The following is a 15,930-nucleotide window of genomic DNA, read 5'->3' as shown; positions in this document are numbered from 1 at the left end:
AGGGGGAGGCGATGACAGAGACACAGGCCCCCATCCTCGACGTCCGAGACAATGGGGGGAAGTTCACCGCTGATAACGGTCAGGGCAGGGCCCCCATCCTGGAGGTGCGGGATCTCGAGGTGGAGTTCAGCGTCGACGACGGCAAGATCAAGGTGCTCGACGGGGTCAGCTTCCAGGTCGCCCCTGGCCAGACCCTAGGGATCGTCGGTGAGTCAGGTTGCGGCAAGAGTGTCACCTCGCTCGCCATCATGGGGTTGCTGCCCAGGCCCCACGGTCAGGTGGTGGCGGGCTCCATCCGCTTTCAGGGGGAGGAGCTGCTGTCGCTGCCGCCGGATCAGATGTACAAGGTGCGCGGCAACCGCATCTCAATGATCTTCCAGGAGCCGATGACGGCGCTCAATCCGGTGCAAACGGTCGGGGCTCAGCTGATGGAGGTGTTCAGCCTGCACAGGCCCGATTTCAGCAAGGCGCAGCGCAAGGAGGCTGCCATCGCCATGCTGCAGAAGGTGGGGATCCCGGAGCCGGCCCAGCGTTTTGAGGTCTATCCCCACAACCTCTCCGGCGGCATGCGCCAGCGGGTGATGATCGCCATGGCGCTCGCCTGCGAGCCGGATTTGCTCATCTGCGACGAGCCGACCACTGCGCTGGATGTCACCATCCAGGCCCAGATCCTGGATCTGATGAAGGCGCTGCAGGCCCAGACCGGCATGGCCATTATCTTCATCACCCACGATCTCGGGGTGGTGGCGGAGCTGTGCGACGAGGTGGTGGTGATGTATGCGGGTCGCGCTGTGGAGCGGGCCGACATCTTCGAGCTGTTTGACCATCCGCGCCATCCCTATACTCATGGTCTGATGGCCTCGATCCCGCGCCTCGAAGACGTGCCAAAGAGCCTGCTCAAGACCATCAAGGGTCAGGTGCCCGCCCTGCACGAGATGCCGGCGGGCTGCCGCTTCTCCAACCGTTGTCCCCACGCCACCGAGATCTGCGTGGGCACCATACCGGTGACAGAGCAGCTGAGCGAGCGCCACGCCGTGGCCTGCCACCACTGGAAGGAGTTGAGCATATGAGCATCTTGTTGTCGGTACGGGAGTTGAAACAACACTTCAGCAATCGGGAAGGGGCTATGTCGGCTCTTCACCAGGATGGACAGGAGCGGCGGCGATGAGCGTCTTGTTGTCGGTAAGAGACTTGAAGCAGCACTTCAAGATGGGTGGTGGCTTTTTGCGCAAACCCTACACCGTCTATGCGGTGGATGGCATCAGCTTCGATCTCAAGCAGGGGGAGACGCTGGGGCTGGTGGGGGAGTCCGGCTGTGGCAAGTCCACCCTGGGGCGCTCCCTGCTCAAGCTGTTTGAACCTACGGCGGGGCAGATAAGCTTCGAGGGGCGCGATATCACCCGGTTGTCACCCGGGGAGATGCGATCCCTGCGCCAGGAGATGCAGATAGTGTTTCAGGATCCTGCAGAATCCCTCAACGGTCGCCACACCGTGGGCCAGATCCTGGAAGAGCCTTTTATCATCCACGGTAAAGGCAACACAGCGCAGCGACGCGGCTGGGTGCTGGAGCTGCTGGACAAGGTGGGCCTGCCGACGAGTGCGGTGGATCGCTATCCTCACGAGTTTTCCGGCGGCCAGCGCCAGCGCATCGGCATAGCCCGCGCCATCGCCCTCAAGCCCAAACTGCTGGTGTGCGACGAGGCGGTGTCGGCGCTGGACGTCTCGGTGCAGTCCCAGATAGTGAATCTGCTGCTCACCCTGCAGCGGGAGATGAATCTGGCCATCATCTTCATCGCCCACGATCTCTCTGTGGTCAAACACATCTCGGACAGGATTGCGGTCATGTACTTGGGAAGGATCGTCGAGCTGGCCGAGGCCCAGCAACTCTACCTGAGCCCGCGCCACCCCTATACCCAGGCGCTCATCTCGGCGATCCCGGTGCCGGATCCCCGCAGGCGCAACCAGCGGATCCTGCTGACCGGGGACGTCCCCTCACCCATCTCGCCGCCGAGCGGCTGCCATTTCCATCAGCGCTGCCCCTATGCCACAGAGTTGTGCCGAGGCACCTCGCCGAGTCTGGAGCCCTGTGGCACAGAGGCCCATCAGGTGGCCTGCCACTTCCCCTTGTCCGTGGTGGAGGCGGCGCCGCTGGGAAAGGCGGTCTGATGCCGGCGTCCGCTTCGCCAGGGCCGGTATCGCAGCAGGGTGGCGTCGGGGACGAGCAATAAAAAAATGGGGCCTGTGGGCCCCATCTTCATGGTTGGAGTTCAGGTTTGGCCGTGGAACATCTGGCCCGGGCAGGACAGCGCCCCGAGGGGGTGGCTGTGGTGTGAATTGTTGAGTTTTTTTGTAGTTTTATTACGTCGTAATTTTCAACTTCCGGACGGGCGACATCAGGCGCCATAGCGGAAGTAGTAGTTGCGAGTCGAAGGCGCATAGGTGTCTTTCTCTTGTGTGCCTTTCTTGCTGGATGCACCCTTCAGGTGGAACAGCACTGCCAGGTTCTCAAACATAGTCTTACCTCTTCGCTCTGTTGATTATTGTTTCCTGTGACCTTGGTCACAATTTGATGCTAGAGGCTTTTGTGATCTCGATCAACTTATTGTGTTGTAAATTTACATAAATCATGGAAAAGGTTTTCAAATCCAGGGTTGCTTATGGATACGATTTCAAGGGGGATCGGCAGGGGCAGTGAAGGGGGCAACGCAGAGAAAGGAGGGGCACAGCCCCAATGACATGCCCCGCACTGGGCGGGGCATGGAGTGGCTCGGGAGGCCGTGCTTACTTGGCCGGGATCTGTTCCAGCACGTGGACCAGCAGTTGCCAGAAGCGCTCGACCGCCGGGATATGAACCCGCTCGTCCGGTGAGTGGGCACCGCGTATGGTCGGGCCGAAGGAGACCATGTCCCAATCTGGGTAGGCGCTCTTGAACAGACCGCACTCGAGACCGGCGTGGATCACCATGACGTTCGGCATCTCGCCGAACAGGGTCTGGTAGCTGCTCCGCACCAGGGCCATGACGGGGGAGTCCACGTTCGGTGCCCAGCCCGGGTAGGCGCCGGTGAATTCGCAGCTGGCACCCGCCAGGCTGAACAGGGAGCGGGTCATCTGCTCGACGCTCTCGCGACCCGAGTCGATGAGGGAGCGGATCAGGCACTGCACATAGACCTCACCCTCGAGGGTCTTGATGACCCCGAGGTTGGTGGAGGTCTCGGTGACGCCCGGGATGGCATCGCTCATGCGGATGACGCCGTTGGGGCAGGCCATCAGGGCGTCCAGCAGGCGGGTCTGGAGGGATTCGCTCATCAGCTTGGCGGGCATGTCCCGGCCGCTCAGCAGCACGGTCAGGTTGGCTTCCGTGGCGGCCAGCTCGCTCTGATAGATGCCGGCGTAGCGGTCAACCAGGGCCTTGAACTCGCTGACGCTGGCGGTGGGCACCAGCAGGGTGGCGCGGGCTTCGCGGGGGATGGCGTTGCGCAGGGTACCGCCGCTTATCTCGGCCAGACGCACCCCCAGCGGCTCGGCGGCCTTGAGCAGGCGCACCAGCAGCTTGTTGGCGTTGCCACGACCGCGGTGAATGTCGACCCCGGAGTGACCGCCCCGCAGCCCCTTCACCTGCAGCTCGAACCCTTCACCCTGGGTGGCGGCAACTTGCTCCAGCGGGAAGCGGATATTGGCATCCACGCCGCCGGCGCAACCCATGTAGACTTCGCCATCCTCTTCGGAGTCGGTGTTGAGCAGGATCTCGCCCTCCAGCCAGCCCGCTTCCAGGCCGAAGGCGCCTGTCATGCCGGTCTCTTCGTCCGTGGTCAGCAGCACTTCCAGCGGGCCGTGCTTGATGGTCTTGTCGGCCAGCACGGCCAGACAGCCTGCCATGCCCATGCCGTTGTCGGCTCCCAGGGTGGTGCCACGGGCGGTGACCCATTCACCGTCGATGTAGGCATCGATGGGATCCTGGGTGAAGTCGTGCCGGGTGTCGGCATTGGCCTGGGGCACCATGTCGATGTGGGCCTGCAGCACCACGGCCTTGCGGTTTTCCATGCCCGGGGTGGCCGGCTTTTTGATGATGATGTTGCCCACGGCGTCTTGCTTGACCGCCAGGCCTTCCCCCTGGGCCCACTGCACTATCCAGGCGCTCAATTTGGCCTCGTGCTTGGAGGGGTGGGGAATGGAGCAGATCTGCTCGAAGAATTGCCAAATCAACTTGGGAGACAGAGAACTAAGCTGTGCCACGTCGGGACTCCTTACCAGCACGGAAATGGACAGGGCCCAGTGGGCCGCAGAAGAGGGTAACGATAATACAGTCAATCACACAAAAATGTGAGCGATCTGCGCAAATTGCGGTCTGCTTGTGCTGATAAAGGGAGCCTGAATGGCGAACATGACTGCCTTGCCCGTGGTTACCAGCAGAAGATGAAATTCGTGACGCACATCACAAAAATATTGTCTTTTCGCCGCCGGGTGGTAAATTAGCCGCCGTGGGTCAACCACTTGTCAGGACGACAATGAATGCCTCCAGGGAACCGAAGCAAAGCAAGTGCGCCTCCACGGAACCGAGTGTCTGTTCAAGGATCTGAACCCGCATTAAAAGGTACGTAACTTGTTAAGCAATCAGGAGTTCATTATGTCAGGCAGCAATTCAACCTATTGGTTTGCCCAGTCTCTCTATACCCAGGGTTTCAACTATCCGAACCCCTACGCCGGTCGTCGTTAAGACGGGCAGTCAGCCGGGCTGACAGAGAAAGCAGAAAAGCAGCAGGTGTGTGAGGGTTCCATCCTCCCCCTGCTATTTTTTTACCCGAAATTCGAGGTTTGCTCTTCGAATGAGCACCCTGTTGATGAGGACTGAGCCCAGAGGGGAGGCCAAACGGGCAGGAGATGGCCGACTTTTCCTGTTTTTCGCATACGTTTGCCAGTCATTTTATCTGCAAAGGGTGCTATCATACCGGCCCAACAGCTGGCCTGAGGTCTGGGTCTAGATCGAGATGGCCGCCAGCCATGCCCGTCCTGCTTTCAATGCATCTGCTTTTTGCTGCCGAGGGTTCATCCCTGAGGCCGCAAAAGTGCAAGCAAAATTCAGGAAACGGGGGCCAGAATTTACCGGATCCCGTGTGTCTGCCGGGACTCTTATGTCTTAAGTGATTGCCTTTATAACTCGTTGAGATCGATAGCATGCCAAAGAAATTCTATGTGTCGTGGGATAACCTGCAACGTGAAGCGCGCCGTCTGGCCCGTCGTCAACTGCCCGTCAGCCAGTGGAAAGGGATCATCGCGGTCAGCCGTGGTGGCCTGGTGCCTGCTGCCCTGATGGCCCGCGAACTTGGCATTCGCAACGTCGAAACCCTCTGCATCTCCAGCTATGACCACAACAGCCAGCGTGAGCTGGTGGTCGTCAAGGCCGCTACCACAGCCGGTGACGGTGAAGGCTGGCTGGTAGTGGAAGATCTGGTGGACACAGGAACTACCGCCAAGGCGATCCGCGAGCTCTATCCCAAGGCCAAGTTCATCGCCATCTTCGCCAAGCCCATGGGTGAGCAATTGCTGGATGACTTCGAGGTCGCCATCCCGCAGGACACCTGGATTGAGCAGCCCTGGGACATGGCGCTGGAGTTTGCCAACCCGATCTGCGACGAAGAGTAATCGCCGCCTGCCTTGGCGCACCGTCTGCCCCTGACTTTGGTGGGGCGGCTCGCTCGCGCTGATGGCAAGACGGTTTCATAGGGCCCCTGTTTGGGGCCTTATGCGTTTATGATGTGGCTGCCCGCGGTGAAAAGTGGTTAAGATGGACCATTGTTTGAGACAGAAGAGTCACCATCTTGGAACCAAACGACGATACCAACCTGACGGAAAAGCTGTTCACCCGGGTCAAACAGGTATTGGAAACCTCCGAAATATCCAACTCCAGCCCGGTCGATGAGCAGGACAGCTCCCTGGCCGAGAGCTTCATCGACGGCGCCCTGTCGCCCCATTGGTACCGCCTGCTGCGCCGGCCGACCTGGGCCTGGCAGGGGGCGGATCCGGTGGAAGTGGAGCAGACTCTTGCCCGCATCGCCATGGGTCAGGGGGAGCGCAGCCACGAGCGCTATCTGGATACCATCAAGGGCTATGTGCCCGGCAACTGGGTCTATGAGTGGAGCCAGCTGGCTGGCCGCTATTTCAATGCCGGGCGCGAGCTGGTCAGCCAGGGCGATAGCGCCGGGGCGTTGAAGAATCTGCTCAAGGCGGTGCGCTACTACTCCATCGCGAGCTACCCCCACCTCAAGAATGACGAGCTGGCGGATCAGGCCCAGCTGCTCTGCAACATGGCCTACCGCGAGGCAGGCAGATTGTTCAAGGTGCCCCTCAAGGAGCTGCAGGTCCCATTCCGGGGCAAGACCATTCAGGGCTATCTGCACCTGCCCACCACCGACAGGCCTGTGCCCCTGGTCATCGTCAGCGGTGGCATAGACGCCCTCCAGGTCGACTTCCTCAATTTCTACTTCAAGTGCCTCGAGCCTCACGGTATCGGCATGCTGTCGCTGGACATGCCGGGAACCGGCTATGCGGAGCACTGGCCGCTGGTGCAGGACACCAGTCGCCTGCACCAGGCGGTGCTCAACCACCTCTCAGAAGTGGCCTGGGTCGATCATCAGCGCATCGCCATGGTGGGGTTCCGCCTCGCTGGCAATGTGGCGGCGCGCCTCGCCTTCATCGAGCCCTTCAAGCTCAGGACTGTGGTCTGCATCGGGGCCGGCATCAATCAGGTGTTTACCAATCAGGAGATGTTTGCCCGCTGTCCGCGCATGATGCGAGACGGGCTGGCGAACCGCCTGGGGGCTGATGCCGCCCAGTGGGATCTGCTGCGCACCAAGTGCCAGGTCTTCTCCCTCAAGACCCAGGGGTTGCTGGGGAGCCGCACCTCTGTGCCCATCTTGAGCATTGGCCACAAGCGTGACTTCATTTGTCCCGAGCAGGATGTCCGGGCCCTGGCCTCCGCCAGCCGCAATGGCAAGGCGGTGGTGTTCGACAAACAGCCTCTGCTGGAGGTGTATGACGAGGCGCTCAAAGAGACGGTAGATTGGCTAAAGAAACACTTATGTACATGATATAGAACTAAAAATGTAACATCACCATGTGATGGTATGGCTTGTTCAACAGGGAGGTTAGCATGTCAGAAAGAGTGACCTACAAGCGATTGCTGAGGCAATTCGCGGCCATTGGCCCCTATCTGCGCGAGGATCTGTGCGAAGAGGGACGCTACCGCTTCGACTGCCTTTCCGTCTGCGTCAGCGCCAAACCGGCGCCGGACAAGCGGGAGTTCTGGGGCTGGTGGCTGGTGCTGGAGCAGGAGGACCACAGCTTCAGCTATCACTATCAGGTCGGCTTCTACAATGCGGACGGGGAGTGGATCAACAAGCCGCTGCCCAAGAAGCATCAGGCCGAGGTCGAGCGTACCCTCAACCACTTCTACAAACTCATCAGCGCCAAGCTGACCCTGCTGGAGTGCACCTTGTCTCCCGCCAAGCAGGTCACCGCCGAGCTGAACGTGACGGCGGCCTGATCCGCCCGGGCCCTGCGGTCATATCCGCGGGGCCTCCTTCTTTGCCATGACAGCTGTGAGGCTTAATTGCCTTGCAGGGCAACAGGGCCGTGGGTATAAAGGGATTCCTTACTTTTCTAACCCTTTGTTCCCATGGAAAACAGAACCATAGTCGTCAAATTGGGCACCAGCGTGCTCACCGGGGGATCTGCCCGTCTCAACCGTGCCCACATGGTGGAGCTGGTCAGGCAATGTGCCGCCCTGCATCGACACGGACACCGTGTCGTTCTGGTGACCTCCGGCGCCATCGCCGCCGGACGTGAGCACCTGGGGCACCCTCCGCTGGCGCCGACTCTGCCCAACAAGCAGATGCTGGCGGCGGTGGGCCAGACCCAGCTCATCCGGGTATGGCAGGACCTGTTCAACCTCTACGGGCTGCACATCGGCCAGATGTTGCTGACCCGCGCCGATCTGGAGGACAGGGAGCGTTACCTCAATGCCCGCGACACCCTGCGTACTCTGCTCGATCATCGCATCATCCCCGTCATCAACGAGAACGACGCCGTGGCCACCGCCGAGATCAAGGTGGGGGACAACGACAACCTCTCCGCCCGCGCCGCCATCCTGGCGGATGCAGATCTGTTGATCCTGCTCACCGACCAGAAGGGGCTCTTTACCGCGGATCCCCGCACCAACCCGGATGCCCAGCTCATCGAAGAGGTGCAGACCATAGACGACACCCTGCGCTCCCTCGCCGGTGACAGCGTCAGCGGCCTCGGGACCGGCGGCATGGCCACCAAGCTGCAGGCCGCCGACGTGGCGCGCCGCGCCGGGGTCAACGTGGTGATCGCCACCGGCCAGATCCCGGAAGTGATAGGTCGCCTCGCCGCCGGCGAGCGGGTGGGGACCCTGTTCCCGGCGCTGGCCTCGCCGCTGGAAGGACGCAAGAGCTGGATCCTGGCAGGGCCGCCCCCCCATGGGGAAGTCCAGGTGGATCAGGGGGCCGTGGCCGCCATGCAGGAGAAGGGCTCCAGCCTGCTGCCCAAGGGCATAGTCGCGGTCAAGGGAGACTTCGTCCGTGGCGACGTGGTGCGGATCCTGGGCCCTCAGGGGAGCGAGCTGGCCCGCGGCATCTGCCGTTACGATCATCTGGAGCTTGAGAAGCTGCGGGGCCTACACTCGGATCAGATAGAGGCCGTGCTGGGTTACGGCTATGGCGCCGTTGCTATTCACAGAGACGATATGGTGCTGCTGTAAAGCAGCTGGCTCGATAGAAACTGCGGCCATGGCTATGGGATCATGGGCTATCCACAGAGACGACATGGTGCTGCTGTAAAGCAGCTGGCTCGATAGAGACTGCGGCCATGGCTACGGGATCATGGGCCATCCACAGAGACGACATGGTGCTGCTGTAAGCGACACCTATGAAAGAGAAAAAGGATGACGTTATGAGTCTGGAGAAAATGGGGCAGGCGGCCCGCGAGGCCGCCTATCAGCTGGCGACCATCAGTACGGCGCAGAAAAACCGGGCGCTGGCCGCCATCGCCGATGAACTGGAGGCGCACAGTGCGCAGATCCTGGCTGCCAACGAGAAGGATATAGCGGCTGGCCGCGACGCCGGCTTGTCGGAAGCCATGCTGGATCGCCTGCTGCTCAACCCCGCCCGCCTCGCCGGTATAGTGGCGGACGTGCGCAAGGTGATCTCCCTGGATGATCCGGTCGGCGCCGAGATCGACAGCCGGGTGCTGGAGAACGGCCTGCGCCTCTCCCGCCGCCGGGTGCCCATCGGCGTCATAGGCGTCATCTACGAGGCGCGCCCCAACGTCACCATCGACATCGCCAGCCTCTGCCTCAAGACCGGCAACGCCAGCATCTTGCGCGGTGGCCGCGAGACCTTCCACTCCAATCTGGAGCTGGTACGGGTGATCCAGAGCGCGCTGGCAGCCTCGGGCTTGCCTGGGGATGCGGTGCAGTACATCGACAACCCGGACCGGGCCCTGGTGGGCGAGCTGCTGCGCCTCGATCGCTATGTGGACATGATCATCCCCCGCGGCGGTGCCGGGCTGCACAAGATGTGCAAGGAGAACAGCTCCATCCCCGTCATCATCGGCGGCTTTGGCATCAGCCACATCTTCGTGGACGAGAGCGCCGATCTGGAACGCTCCCTGGCGGTCATCGACAACGCCAAGGTGCAGCGCCCCTCCGCCTGCAACGCCCTCGATACCTTGCTGGTCCACGAGCAGATCGCCGCCCGCTTCCTGCCGCAGCTGGTCTCCCTGATGAACGAGCGCAAGGTGACCCTGGTGGGCGCCGCCAACGCCATGCCACTGCTGGCAGGGGCCGACAACCTGTGCGAGGCGGGAGCGGAAGATTTCGACACCGAATGGCTGGGGCTGACCCTGGGGGTCAAGCTGGTGGCTGACGTCAACGAGGCGCTGGCCCACATGCGCGAGCACAATGCCGGCCACTCCGATGCCATCCTGACCAACGACCTGGCCAATGCGGAGCGCTTCGTCAACGGCGCCGGCTCTGCGGCTGTCTACGTCAACGCCTCCACCCGCTTCACCGACGGTGGTCAGTTTGGCCTGGGGGCGGAAGTCGCTGTCTCTACCCAGATGCTGCACGCCCGGGGCCCCATGGGGCTGACCGAGCTGACCAGCTACAAATGGGTCGGTCAGGCGGACTACCTGATCCGTGCCTGAGCAAGGTCGTCAACATATTGCCGTCAATGCCGACTCAGGTCGGCATTTTTGTGGTTTTTTATTGCGCACTATCAGTGGCTTGCATATAACTATCCAGCGAGACATGGCGTCATTCAGAGCGCCAGTTCAGGAAGGGGAGCGACTTCAAGGATGAAGCGACAGTATTGGATGTCGCGGCTGGCCAGCCTCTGGCTGGGGTTGCCGCTGCTGCTGGGGGCGCTCTGCTTCAGCAGCCAGGGCCACGCCAGCTGGGATCAGGATCTCTATCGCCAGCTGGGTCTGGCGGGTAAGCTGGACAAGCAGGTATTCCGCAAGGCCCTGCAGGGCTATCAAGATGTGCGCCACAAGCGCAAACCCATACTCACCATCATCGACTACAGCAAACCCTCGACCATGCGCCGCCTCTTCGTCATCGACGTGAAGCGTCACAAGCTGCTCTACCACACCTGGGTCAGCCACGGTCGCAATTCGGGGGAGCTGGCCGCGCGCCAGTTCTCCAACCAGCTCAACTCCCGCCAGAGCTCCCTCGGGGTCTATCGTACCGCCGAGACCTATCAGGGCAAGCACGGCTACTCCCTGCGCCTGGACGGCCTGAGCCCCGGCAAGAACAGCAATGCCCGCAAGCGCGCCATAGTGGTACACGGGGCTGACTATGCCAGCCCGAGGCATTTGCAAAAATATGACAAGCTGGGCCGCAGCTGGGGTTGCCCGGCCCTGCCGCGAGAGCAGTCCAGGGCCATCATAGACACCATCAAGGGGGGCAGCGTCATCTATGCCCACGGTTGAGGGGGCATAGAGAGCAAAAAGGCCAGCATATGCTGTCCTTCCGGTCGGGGGTTGGGGTTACTTGCGCACCACCAGCACGGGGCAGGGAGCGTGACGCACCACGGATTCCGCCACGCTGCCCACCAGCAGGTGGCTGATGCCGGAGCGACCGTGGCTGCCCATGACCAGCAGATCCACCTTGTCTTCCTTCGCCTGGATCACTATCTCGTCGGCGGCGCGGCCGAAGCGCACCTCGAACTTGGCCGGGATGGGCAGGCTGGCGACCAGCTCCTTGAGCTGGCTCTTGGCCTGACGCTCCATCTCATGGGTGATCTCGATGGCGGTCATGTGCAGGATCTTGTAGCTGTCGAAACCGTGCAGCTGATCCACCACGTGGACCAGCTTGAGCTCGGCCTGATGGCTCTGGGCCATGAAGACGGCGTAGTCGAGCACGGCCTTGGACATCTCGGAAAAATCGACGGGACAGAGCAGGGATTTGATGGTTGGCATGAGAAGGCTCCCCTCAGTTAGGTCACTAATGAATCTTATGATCCATGATACCGATCGAGGGGGCAATAACCCTCGACTCGCTCGCAAAATCGGGAAAAATGTAACCAGGCAGGCTGGCTTTCTATGCTATCAGTATGCTTGAACGGGCCGTCTGGCGCTGAGTGCCTGCCGACGGTCATACCACTGAGGAAACCCATGGTTCGTCTTTTTCTGTTCTGCTGCCTGCTGCTCATCTGGCCCGTGCGGGCCGATACCCTGGATGTCTATTGCGATGACTGGCCCGGCTTCTGCCAGAAGGATGGCAAAGGGGTCTATCTGGACATAGTGCGTGCCATCTACGAGCCCGAGGGGTATGTGGTGCGCCCCCATCTGGTCCCTTACAAGCGGGCGCTGGCGGTGGTGTCGCAGAAGGGGGGGGACATGGCGATGGGGGTCTATCGGGGAGAGGTGAAGGGCGCTCATCAGCCCGATTACCCCGACTCGGCCGACAACGTGAATGTGGTGATGCAGCGTCGCTGGTTGCCGCACTGGGACGGCGAGCACAGCCTGAAGGCGCAGGAGGTGCTCTGGCTGCGGGGCTGGGCCTTCGACAAGTTCATCCCGGTGCCGATGCGCTGGTACGAGATAGACAGCCATGAGATGGCGCTGCAATTGCTGCTCAAGGGGCGCTACCGCTACTACCTGACCGACGGCGCCCTCTACCCCAAGGAGGCCCTCCCGACCGAGCTGGCACAGGTGCACCTGCGCTGGATCCCGACCTACCCCATCTTCGCCGATAACGAGAAGGGCAGGCAGTTGCACGGGCTCTGGGATCCGGGCATGCGCACCCTTATAAGGCAGGGGACCCTGGCAGGGATCTATCGGGAAAACCGGCTCTACGACGACTACCTGGACTTTATCAGGGAGCAGGAGGCGAGGGTGCGCAGGGAGGCGCCATCACAGGATTGAGGCGGCCTGCGGTCCGGCCACCTTGATCACCTTCTTACACAGCCCTCAGCTTCTTGGCCAGCCGATCGTAGAGGATCACATTGACCGAGGCAGCGAGGTTCATGCAACCCTGAGTCGGTACATAGACCACCTCCTTCACCGCCGCGAAGCGGGCGAGCTCCAGGGTGCCATCCTCAGGGCCGAAGATGTAGAAGGCCCGCTCGGGGTGCTCGTAGTCCGGCAGCGAGGTGGCTCCCTCGATGAGATCCACCAGCACAGGGGTGCAGCCATCGGGGACGAAGGCCAGCAGATCCTCGACCCCGAGCAGGGGGATCTTCTCCACCATCTGCTTGGTGTCGGTGGCAAAACGCCGCGCCAGCTCGAAGCGTTGACCCGTGTAGTAGACCTCTTCTGCCCCGTAGCAGCCGGCGGCCCGCATCACGGCCCCCACGTTCTCCGGTGACTTGGGGTTGACCAGCCCGATGGCGCAATACTCGGGGGCCGCATCCGGCCGCGCATCGACCCGCTCTGCGGCGCCGTAACCTGACTCTTTCATCTCGTTCTCCTCTGTGGCGGCGCATTATACCCCCGGTGGGCCCCTTGCCCAGCCTGTGGTGCCGACTCCCGCCCGGCGGGCCCAACAAGGGAGCAGTTGCACCGCCCTGGCGCAGCCCTGCGCCCTGGCGCCCAATGGCGACGCACCTTGCATCCTGGCGCGGGCTTTGCAGTCACTTCCCCAGACAAGATGATCGAGGCATCCGGACAACGGCGTCCGTCCCCGCAGGGGGGCGGACGCTTTTTTATGTGGCCGTCATCGAACAGGACAAGGAGGCGGCCCCCGGGGCCGCCGGCGACAAGGAGCGAGGGAATGAAGACCACCTGTGCCTATTGTGGAGTGGGGTGTGGCATCCGGCTCAGCCGGGAGGGGGAGAGCTGGCAGCTGCAGGGGGATGAACAGCATCCGGCCAACGCGGGCGCCCTCTGCGTCAAGGGGGCCAGCCTGCTGGAGAGCCTGGCTTTCCCCGACCGTCTGCTCTATCCGCGCTGGATGGGGCAGCGCATCGGTTGGGAGGAGGCCCTCGATACCCTGGCGGATCGCCTTGCCGCCATCATGGCCCAGTCCGGGCCGCAAGCCATCGGCATCTACCTGTCGGGCCAGCTCACCACAGAGGATTACTACGTCGCCAACAAGCTGATGAAGGGGTATCTGGGCAGCGCCAACGTGGACACCAACTCCCGGCTCTGCATGTCGTCGGCTGTGGTGGCCCATCAGCGCGCCTTCGGGGAGGATCTGGTGCCCGCCTGCTACGAGGATCTGGAGCTCGCGGATCTGGTGGTGCTCACCGGCGCCAATACCGCCTGGACCCACCCTGTGCTGTTTCGCCGCCTGCAGCAGGCGCGGGCGCGCCGCCCCGAGCTAAGGCTGGTGGTGCTGGATCCCCGCCGCACCATGACGGCGGAGCAGGGGGATCTGCATCTGGCCCTCAAGCCCGGCAGCGACGTGGCGCTGTGGAACGGCCTGTGCCGTTATCTGCTCGACAGCGACGGCTGGGACAAGGCCTATGTGGCGCAGCATGTGAGCGGCTTCGAGGCACTGGCGGTGGCGCTGGACGATCCGGCCTGGCAACTGGACGAGGTGGCCCGCAGTTGCGGCCTCTCCCGCAGCGACTTGCTTGGCTTCTACCAGCTGTTTGCTCGCACCCCCAGGACTGTCACCCTGTTCTGCCAGGGGATCAACCAGTCCAACCAGGGGGTGGACAAGGCCAACGCCATCATCAACGCCCACTTGCTGTGCGGCCGCATCGGCAAGCCGGGGGCTGCCCCCTTCTCCATGACGGGGCAACCCAATGCCATGGGGGGGCGCGAGGTGGGCGGCCTGGCGACCCAGCTCGCCGCCCACATGGGCTTTGGCGAGGCCGAGTGCGATCGGGTGCAGCGCTTCTGGGGAAGCCCGACCATGGTGCGCGGGCCTGGGCACAAGGCGGTGGCCTTGTTCGAGGCGGTGCACCGGGGGGAGATCCGTGCCCTCTGGGTGCTCGGCACCAACCCGGCGGTCTCCCTGCCGGACGGCAACCGGGTGCGCGAAGCCCTGAGCCGCTGCGAGCTGCTGGTGGTCTCCGAGGTGACGGCCAATACCGACACGGCGCGCCTCGCCCACCTGCTGCTGCCCGCCGCCGCCTGGGGGGAGAAGAGCGGCACAGTCACCAACTCCGAGCGCACCATCAGCCGCCAGCGCGCCTTCCTGCCCCTGCCTGGGGAGGCCAGGCCAGACTGGTGGGCCCTGACCCAGCTCGCCCGCCGGCTCGGCTTTGGCGAGGGGTTCGCCTATGAGCACGAGCACGAGATCTTCTGTGAGCACGCCGCCCTCTCCGGCTTCGAGAACGAAGGGGCCCGCCAGTTCGACATCTCGGGGCTGGCGGATCTTAGCCGCGCCGAGTTCGAGGCACTCGCCCCCCTGAGCTGGCCCGTCAACGCCGACTGGCCAAAGGGGCGAGCCCGTCTGTTCGAGGACGGGTGCTTTGCCACCCCGGACGGGCGGGCCCGCCTGCTGCCCCTGGCCCAGCACTTCCCCCCCCAGCCGGAGGCCGCCGCCCCGGGGGAGGATCTCTCCCTGCTCCTCAACAGCGGGCGGCTGCGGGATCAGTGGCACACCATGACCCGCACCGGTCACGTGCCCAGGTTGCAGGAGGCCGAGCCCTGGCCCAGGGTGCGGGTGGGTGCCGCCAGCCTGCTGGCGCTCGGCGTCAGGGAGGGGGATCTGGTGCGCCTTTACAACGAGCTCGGGGAGGCCCTGCTGCTGGTGGGGCTGGACGAGGGACTCAGGGAGGGGGAGGCCTTCCTGCCCATGCACTGGACCGACAGCCAGTGCAGCCAGGGGGCGGTCAACCGTCTCATCGCCGCCGTGGTGGATCCCCTCTCGGGCCAGCCCATGTTCAAACAGGGGCGGGTGCAGGCCAGGGCGCAAGCCACCCGCTGGCAGGGGCTCTGGTGCGGCCGCCATGAGTGGCGCGAGCCGGTGGACTGGTGGGCCAGGCGCCCCCTGCCCGAGGGCAACTGCACCCTGCTGGCCTCCTGGTCCGACAGCCCCCAGGGGTTGTGGCAGCGGCTGGGGGCAGAGGGGCACTGGCTGCGGCTGCCCATGAAGGAGGGCTGGCTCGCCCTGGCCCTGGCCGGGGATCGCATCGAGGGCATATTGCTGGTGGGGGAGCAGCGCCCTGACATCAAGGTCGATCTGCTGGCCAGCCTGCTCGGTACGCCGCTGCAGGCGGGGGCCCTGAGCCAGACCCTGAGCCTGGCCCTGGCCGGGGAGAGCCGGCTGGTCTGCTCCTGCCTGCGGGTGTCGGAGCAGCGCATCGTCGATGCCATCACCCGGCAGGGGGTGAGCGAGCTGGCGGGGCTGCAGGCTCTGCTCGGCTGCGGCAGCAACTGCGGTACCTGTCTGCCCGAGATCGACAAGCTGTTGATCAAGCATGTTTTTATCGCCCAGGCCTGAGCCCTGGGCAGCAA

13 protein-coding genes are annotated in these 15,930 nt (G+C 63.1%); 10 read left to right on the top strand and 3 right to left on the bottom strand.

The features are described from left to right. Positions 1 to 11 precede the first annotated feature (11 nt). On the top strand, positions 12 to 1,070 hold the full coding sequence (locus ACFWHB_RS16800; protein ID WP_395948894.1) for an ABC transporter ATP-binding protein: 1,059 nt from the start codon (positions 12 to 14) through the stop codon (positions 1,068 to 1,070). Between the two features lie 94 nt (positions 1,071 to 1,164). Next, positions 1,165 to 2,166, top strand: coding sequence for an ABC transporter ATP-binding protein (locus ACFWHB_RS16795; RefSeq protein ID WP_395948893.1), 1,002 nt, complete (start codon positions 1,165 to 1,167; stop codon positions 2,164 to 2,166). A gap of 615 nt (positions 2,167 to 2,781) precedes the next feature. On the opposite strand, the gene ACFWHB_RS16790 is transcribed toward ACFWHB_RS16795, so the two are convergent. Next, complete coding sequence (locus tag ACFWHB_RS16790) at positions 2,782 to 4,233, bottom strand: aminoacyl-histidine dipeptidase (protein ID WP_395948892.1); 1,452 nt, start codon at positions 4,231 to 4,233, stop codon at positions 2,782 to 2,784. Positions 4,234 to 5,172: 939 nt separating this feature from the next. Between ACFWHB_RS16790 and gpt the strand changes: the two genes are divergently transcribed. From gpt to ACFWHB_RS16760, 6 genes are all read left to right on the top strand, one after another. Continuing rightward, complete coding sequence (gene gpt, locus ACFWHB_RS16785; RefSeq protein WP_025325960.1) at positions 5,173 to 5,640, top strand: xanthine phosphoribosyltransferase; 468 nt, start codon at positions 5,173 to 5,175, stop codon at positions 5,638 to 5,640. Positions 5,641 to 5,816: 176 nt separating this feature from the next. Continuing rightward, the gene (gene frsA, locus ACFWHB_RS16780) at positions 5,817 to 7,085 is read left to right on the top strand and encodes an esterase FrsA (protein WP_163137402.1); all 1,269 of its coding nucleotides are present in this window, start codon (positions 5,817 to 5,819) and stop codon (positions 7,083 to 7,085) included. A gap of 62 nt (positions 7,086 to 7,147) precedes the next feature. Next, a complete protein-coding gene (gene crl, locus ACFWHB_RS16775) occupies positions 7,148 to 7,540 on the top strand; it encodes a sigma factor-binding protein Crl (RefSeq protein ID WP_106887691.1) in 393 nt (130 codons plus the stop codon). A 132-nt stretch (positions 7,541 to 7,672) separates the two neighbouring features. Next, positions 7,673 to 8,776: a glutamate 5-kinase gene (proB, locus tag ACFWHB_RS16770; RefSeq protein WP_106887690.1), complete on the top strand. Its 1,104-nt coding sequence runs from the start codon at positions 7,673 to 7,675 to the stop codon at positions 8,774 to 8,776. 191 nt (positions 8,777 to 8,967) lie between these two features. Beyond that, entirely contained in the window at positions 8,968 to 10,221 is a 1,254-nt protein-coding gene (locus tag ACFWHB_RS16765; protein WP_234691225.1) for a glutamate-5-semialdehyde dehydrogenase, read from the top strand. A gap of 150 nt (positions 10,222 to 10,371) precedes the next feature. Further along, the gene (locus ACFWHB_RS16760) at positions 10,372 to 11,007 is read left to right on the top strand and encodes a murein L,D-transpeptidase catalytic domain family protein (RefSeq protein ID WP_025325965.1); all 636 of its coding nucleotides are present in this window, start codon (positions 10,372 to 10,374) and stop codon (positions 11,005 to 11,007) included. A 57-nt stretch (positions 11,008 to 11,064) separates the two neighbouring features. On the opposite strand, the gene ACFWHB_RS16755 is transcribed toward ACFWHB_RS16760, so the two are convergent. After that, on the bottom strand, positions 11,065 to 11,496 hold the full coding sequence (locus ACFWHB_RS16755; protein WP_025325966.1) for a universal stress protein: 432 nt from the start codon (positions 11,494 to 11,496) through the stop codon (positions 11,065 to 11,067). 195 nt (positions 11,497 to 11,691) lie between these two features. On the opposite strand from ACFWHB_RS16755, the gene ACFWHB_RS16750 reads away from it, so the two are divergent. Further along, the gene (locus ACFWHB_RS16750; RefSeq protein WP_395948891.1) at positions 11,692 to 12,444 is read left to right on the top strand and encodes a hypothetical protein; all 753 of its coding nucleotides are present in this window, start codon (positions 11,692 to 11,694) and stop codon (positions 12,442 to 12,444) included. 34 nt (positions 12,445 to 12,478) lie between these two features. Here the strand turns inward: ACFWHB_RS16750 and ACFWHB_RS16745 are convergent, their stop codons facing one another. Beyond that, positions 12,479 to 12,979, bottom strand: coding sequence for an RNA methyltransferase (locus tag ACFWHB_RS16745; RefSeq protein ID WP_395948890.1), 501 nt, complete (start codon positions 12,977 to 12,979; stop codon positions 12,479 to 12,481). Between the two features lie 312 nt (positions 12,980 to 13,291). Here ACFWHB_RS16745 and ACFWHB_RS16740 point away from each other — a divergent pair, with 312 nt between their 5' ends. Beyond that, positions 13,292 to 15,916, top strand: coding sequence for a nitrate reductase (locus ACFWHB_RS16740; protein WP_395948889.1), 2,625 nt, complete (start codon positions 13,292 to 13,294; stop codon positions 15,914 to 15,916). Positions 15,917 to 15,930 lie beyond the last annotated feature (14 nt).

The organism is Aeromonas mytilicola subsp. aquatica, from assembly GCF_044336385.1.
Lineage (GTDB): Bacteria > Pseudomonadota > Gammaproteobacteria > Enterobacterales > Aeromonadaceae > Aeromonas > Aeromonas rivipollensis.
Note: the sequence above shows the minus strand (reverse complement) of the source record. Positions and strands in the feature narration are given on the sequence as shown.

Coding starts and splice junctions, on each gene's coding strand:
- ACFWHB_RS16795 (WP_395948893.1), top strand. CDS start 1,165: ATGAGCGTCTTGTTGTCGGTAAGAGACTTGAAGCAGCACTTCAAGATG.
- ACFWHB_RS16800 (WP_395948894.1), top strand. CDS start 12: ATGACAGAGACACAGGCCCCCATCCTCGACGTCCGAGACAATGGGGGG.
- gpt (WP_025325960.1), top strand. CDS start 5,173: ATGCCAAAGAAATTCTATGTGTCGTGGGATAACCTGCAACGTGAAGCG.
- ACFWHB_RS16755 (WP_025325966.1), bottom strand. CDS start 11,496: ATGCCAACCATCAAATCCCTGCTCTGTCCCGTCGATTTTTCCGAGATG.
- crl (WP_106887691.1), top strand. CDS start 7,148: ATGTCAGAAAGAGTGACCTACAAGCGATTGCTGAGGCAATTCGCGGCC.
- ACFWHB_RS16765 (WP_234691225.1), top strand. CDS start 8,968: ATGAGTCTGGAGAAAATGGGGCAGGCGGCCCGCGAGGCCGCCTATCAG.
- ACFWHB_RS16750 (WP_395948891.1), top strand. CDS start 11,692: ATGGTTCGTCTTTTTCTGTTCTGCTGCCTGCTGCTCATCTGGCCCGTG.
- proB (WP_106887690.1), top strand. CDS start 7,673: ATGGAAAACAGAACCATAGTCGTCAAATTGGGCACCAGCGTGCTCACC.
- ACFWHB_RS16745 (WP_395948890.1), bottom strand. CDS start 12,979: ATGAAAGAGTCAGGTTACGGCGCCGCAGAGCGGGTCGATGCGCGGCCG.
- ACFWHB_RS16740 (WP_395948889.1), top strand. CDS start 13,292: ATGAAGACCACCTGTGCCTATTGTGGAGTGGGGTGTGGCATCCGGCTC.
- ACFWHB_RS16760 (WP_025325965.1), top strand. CDS start 10,372: ATGAAGCGACAGTATTGGATGTCGCGGCTGGCCAGCCTCTGGCTGGGG.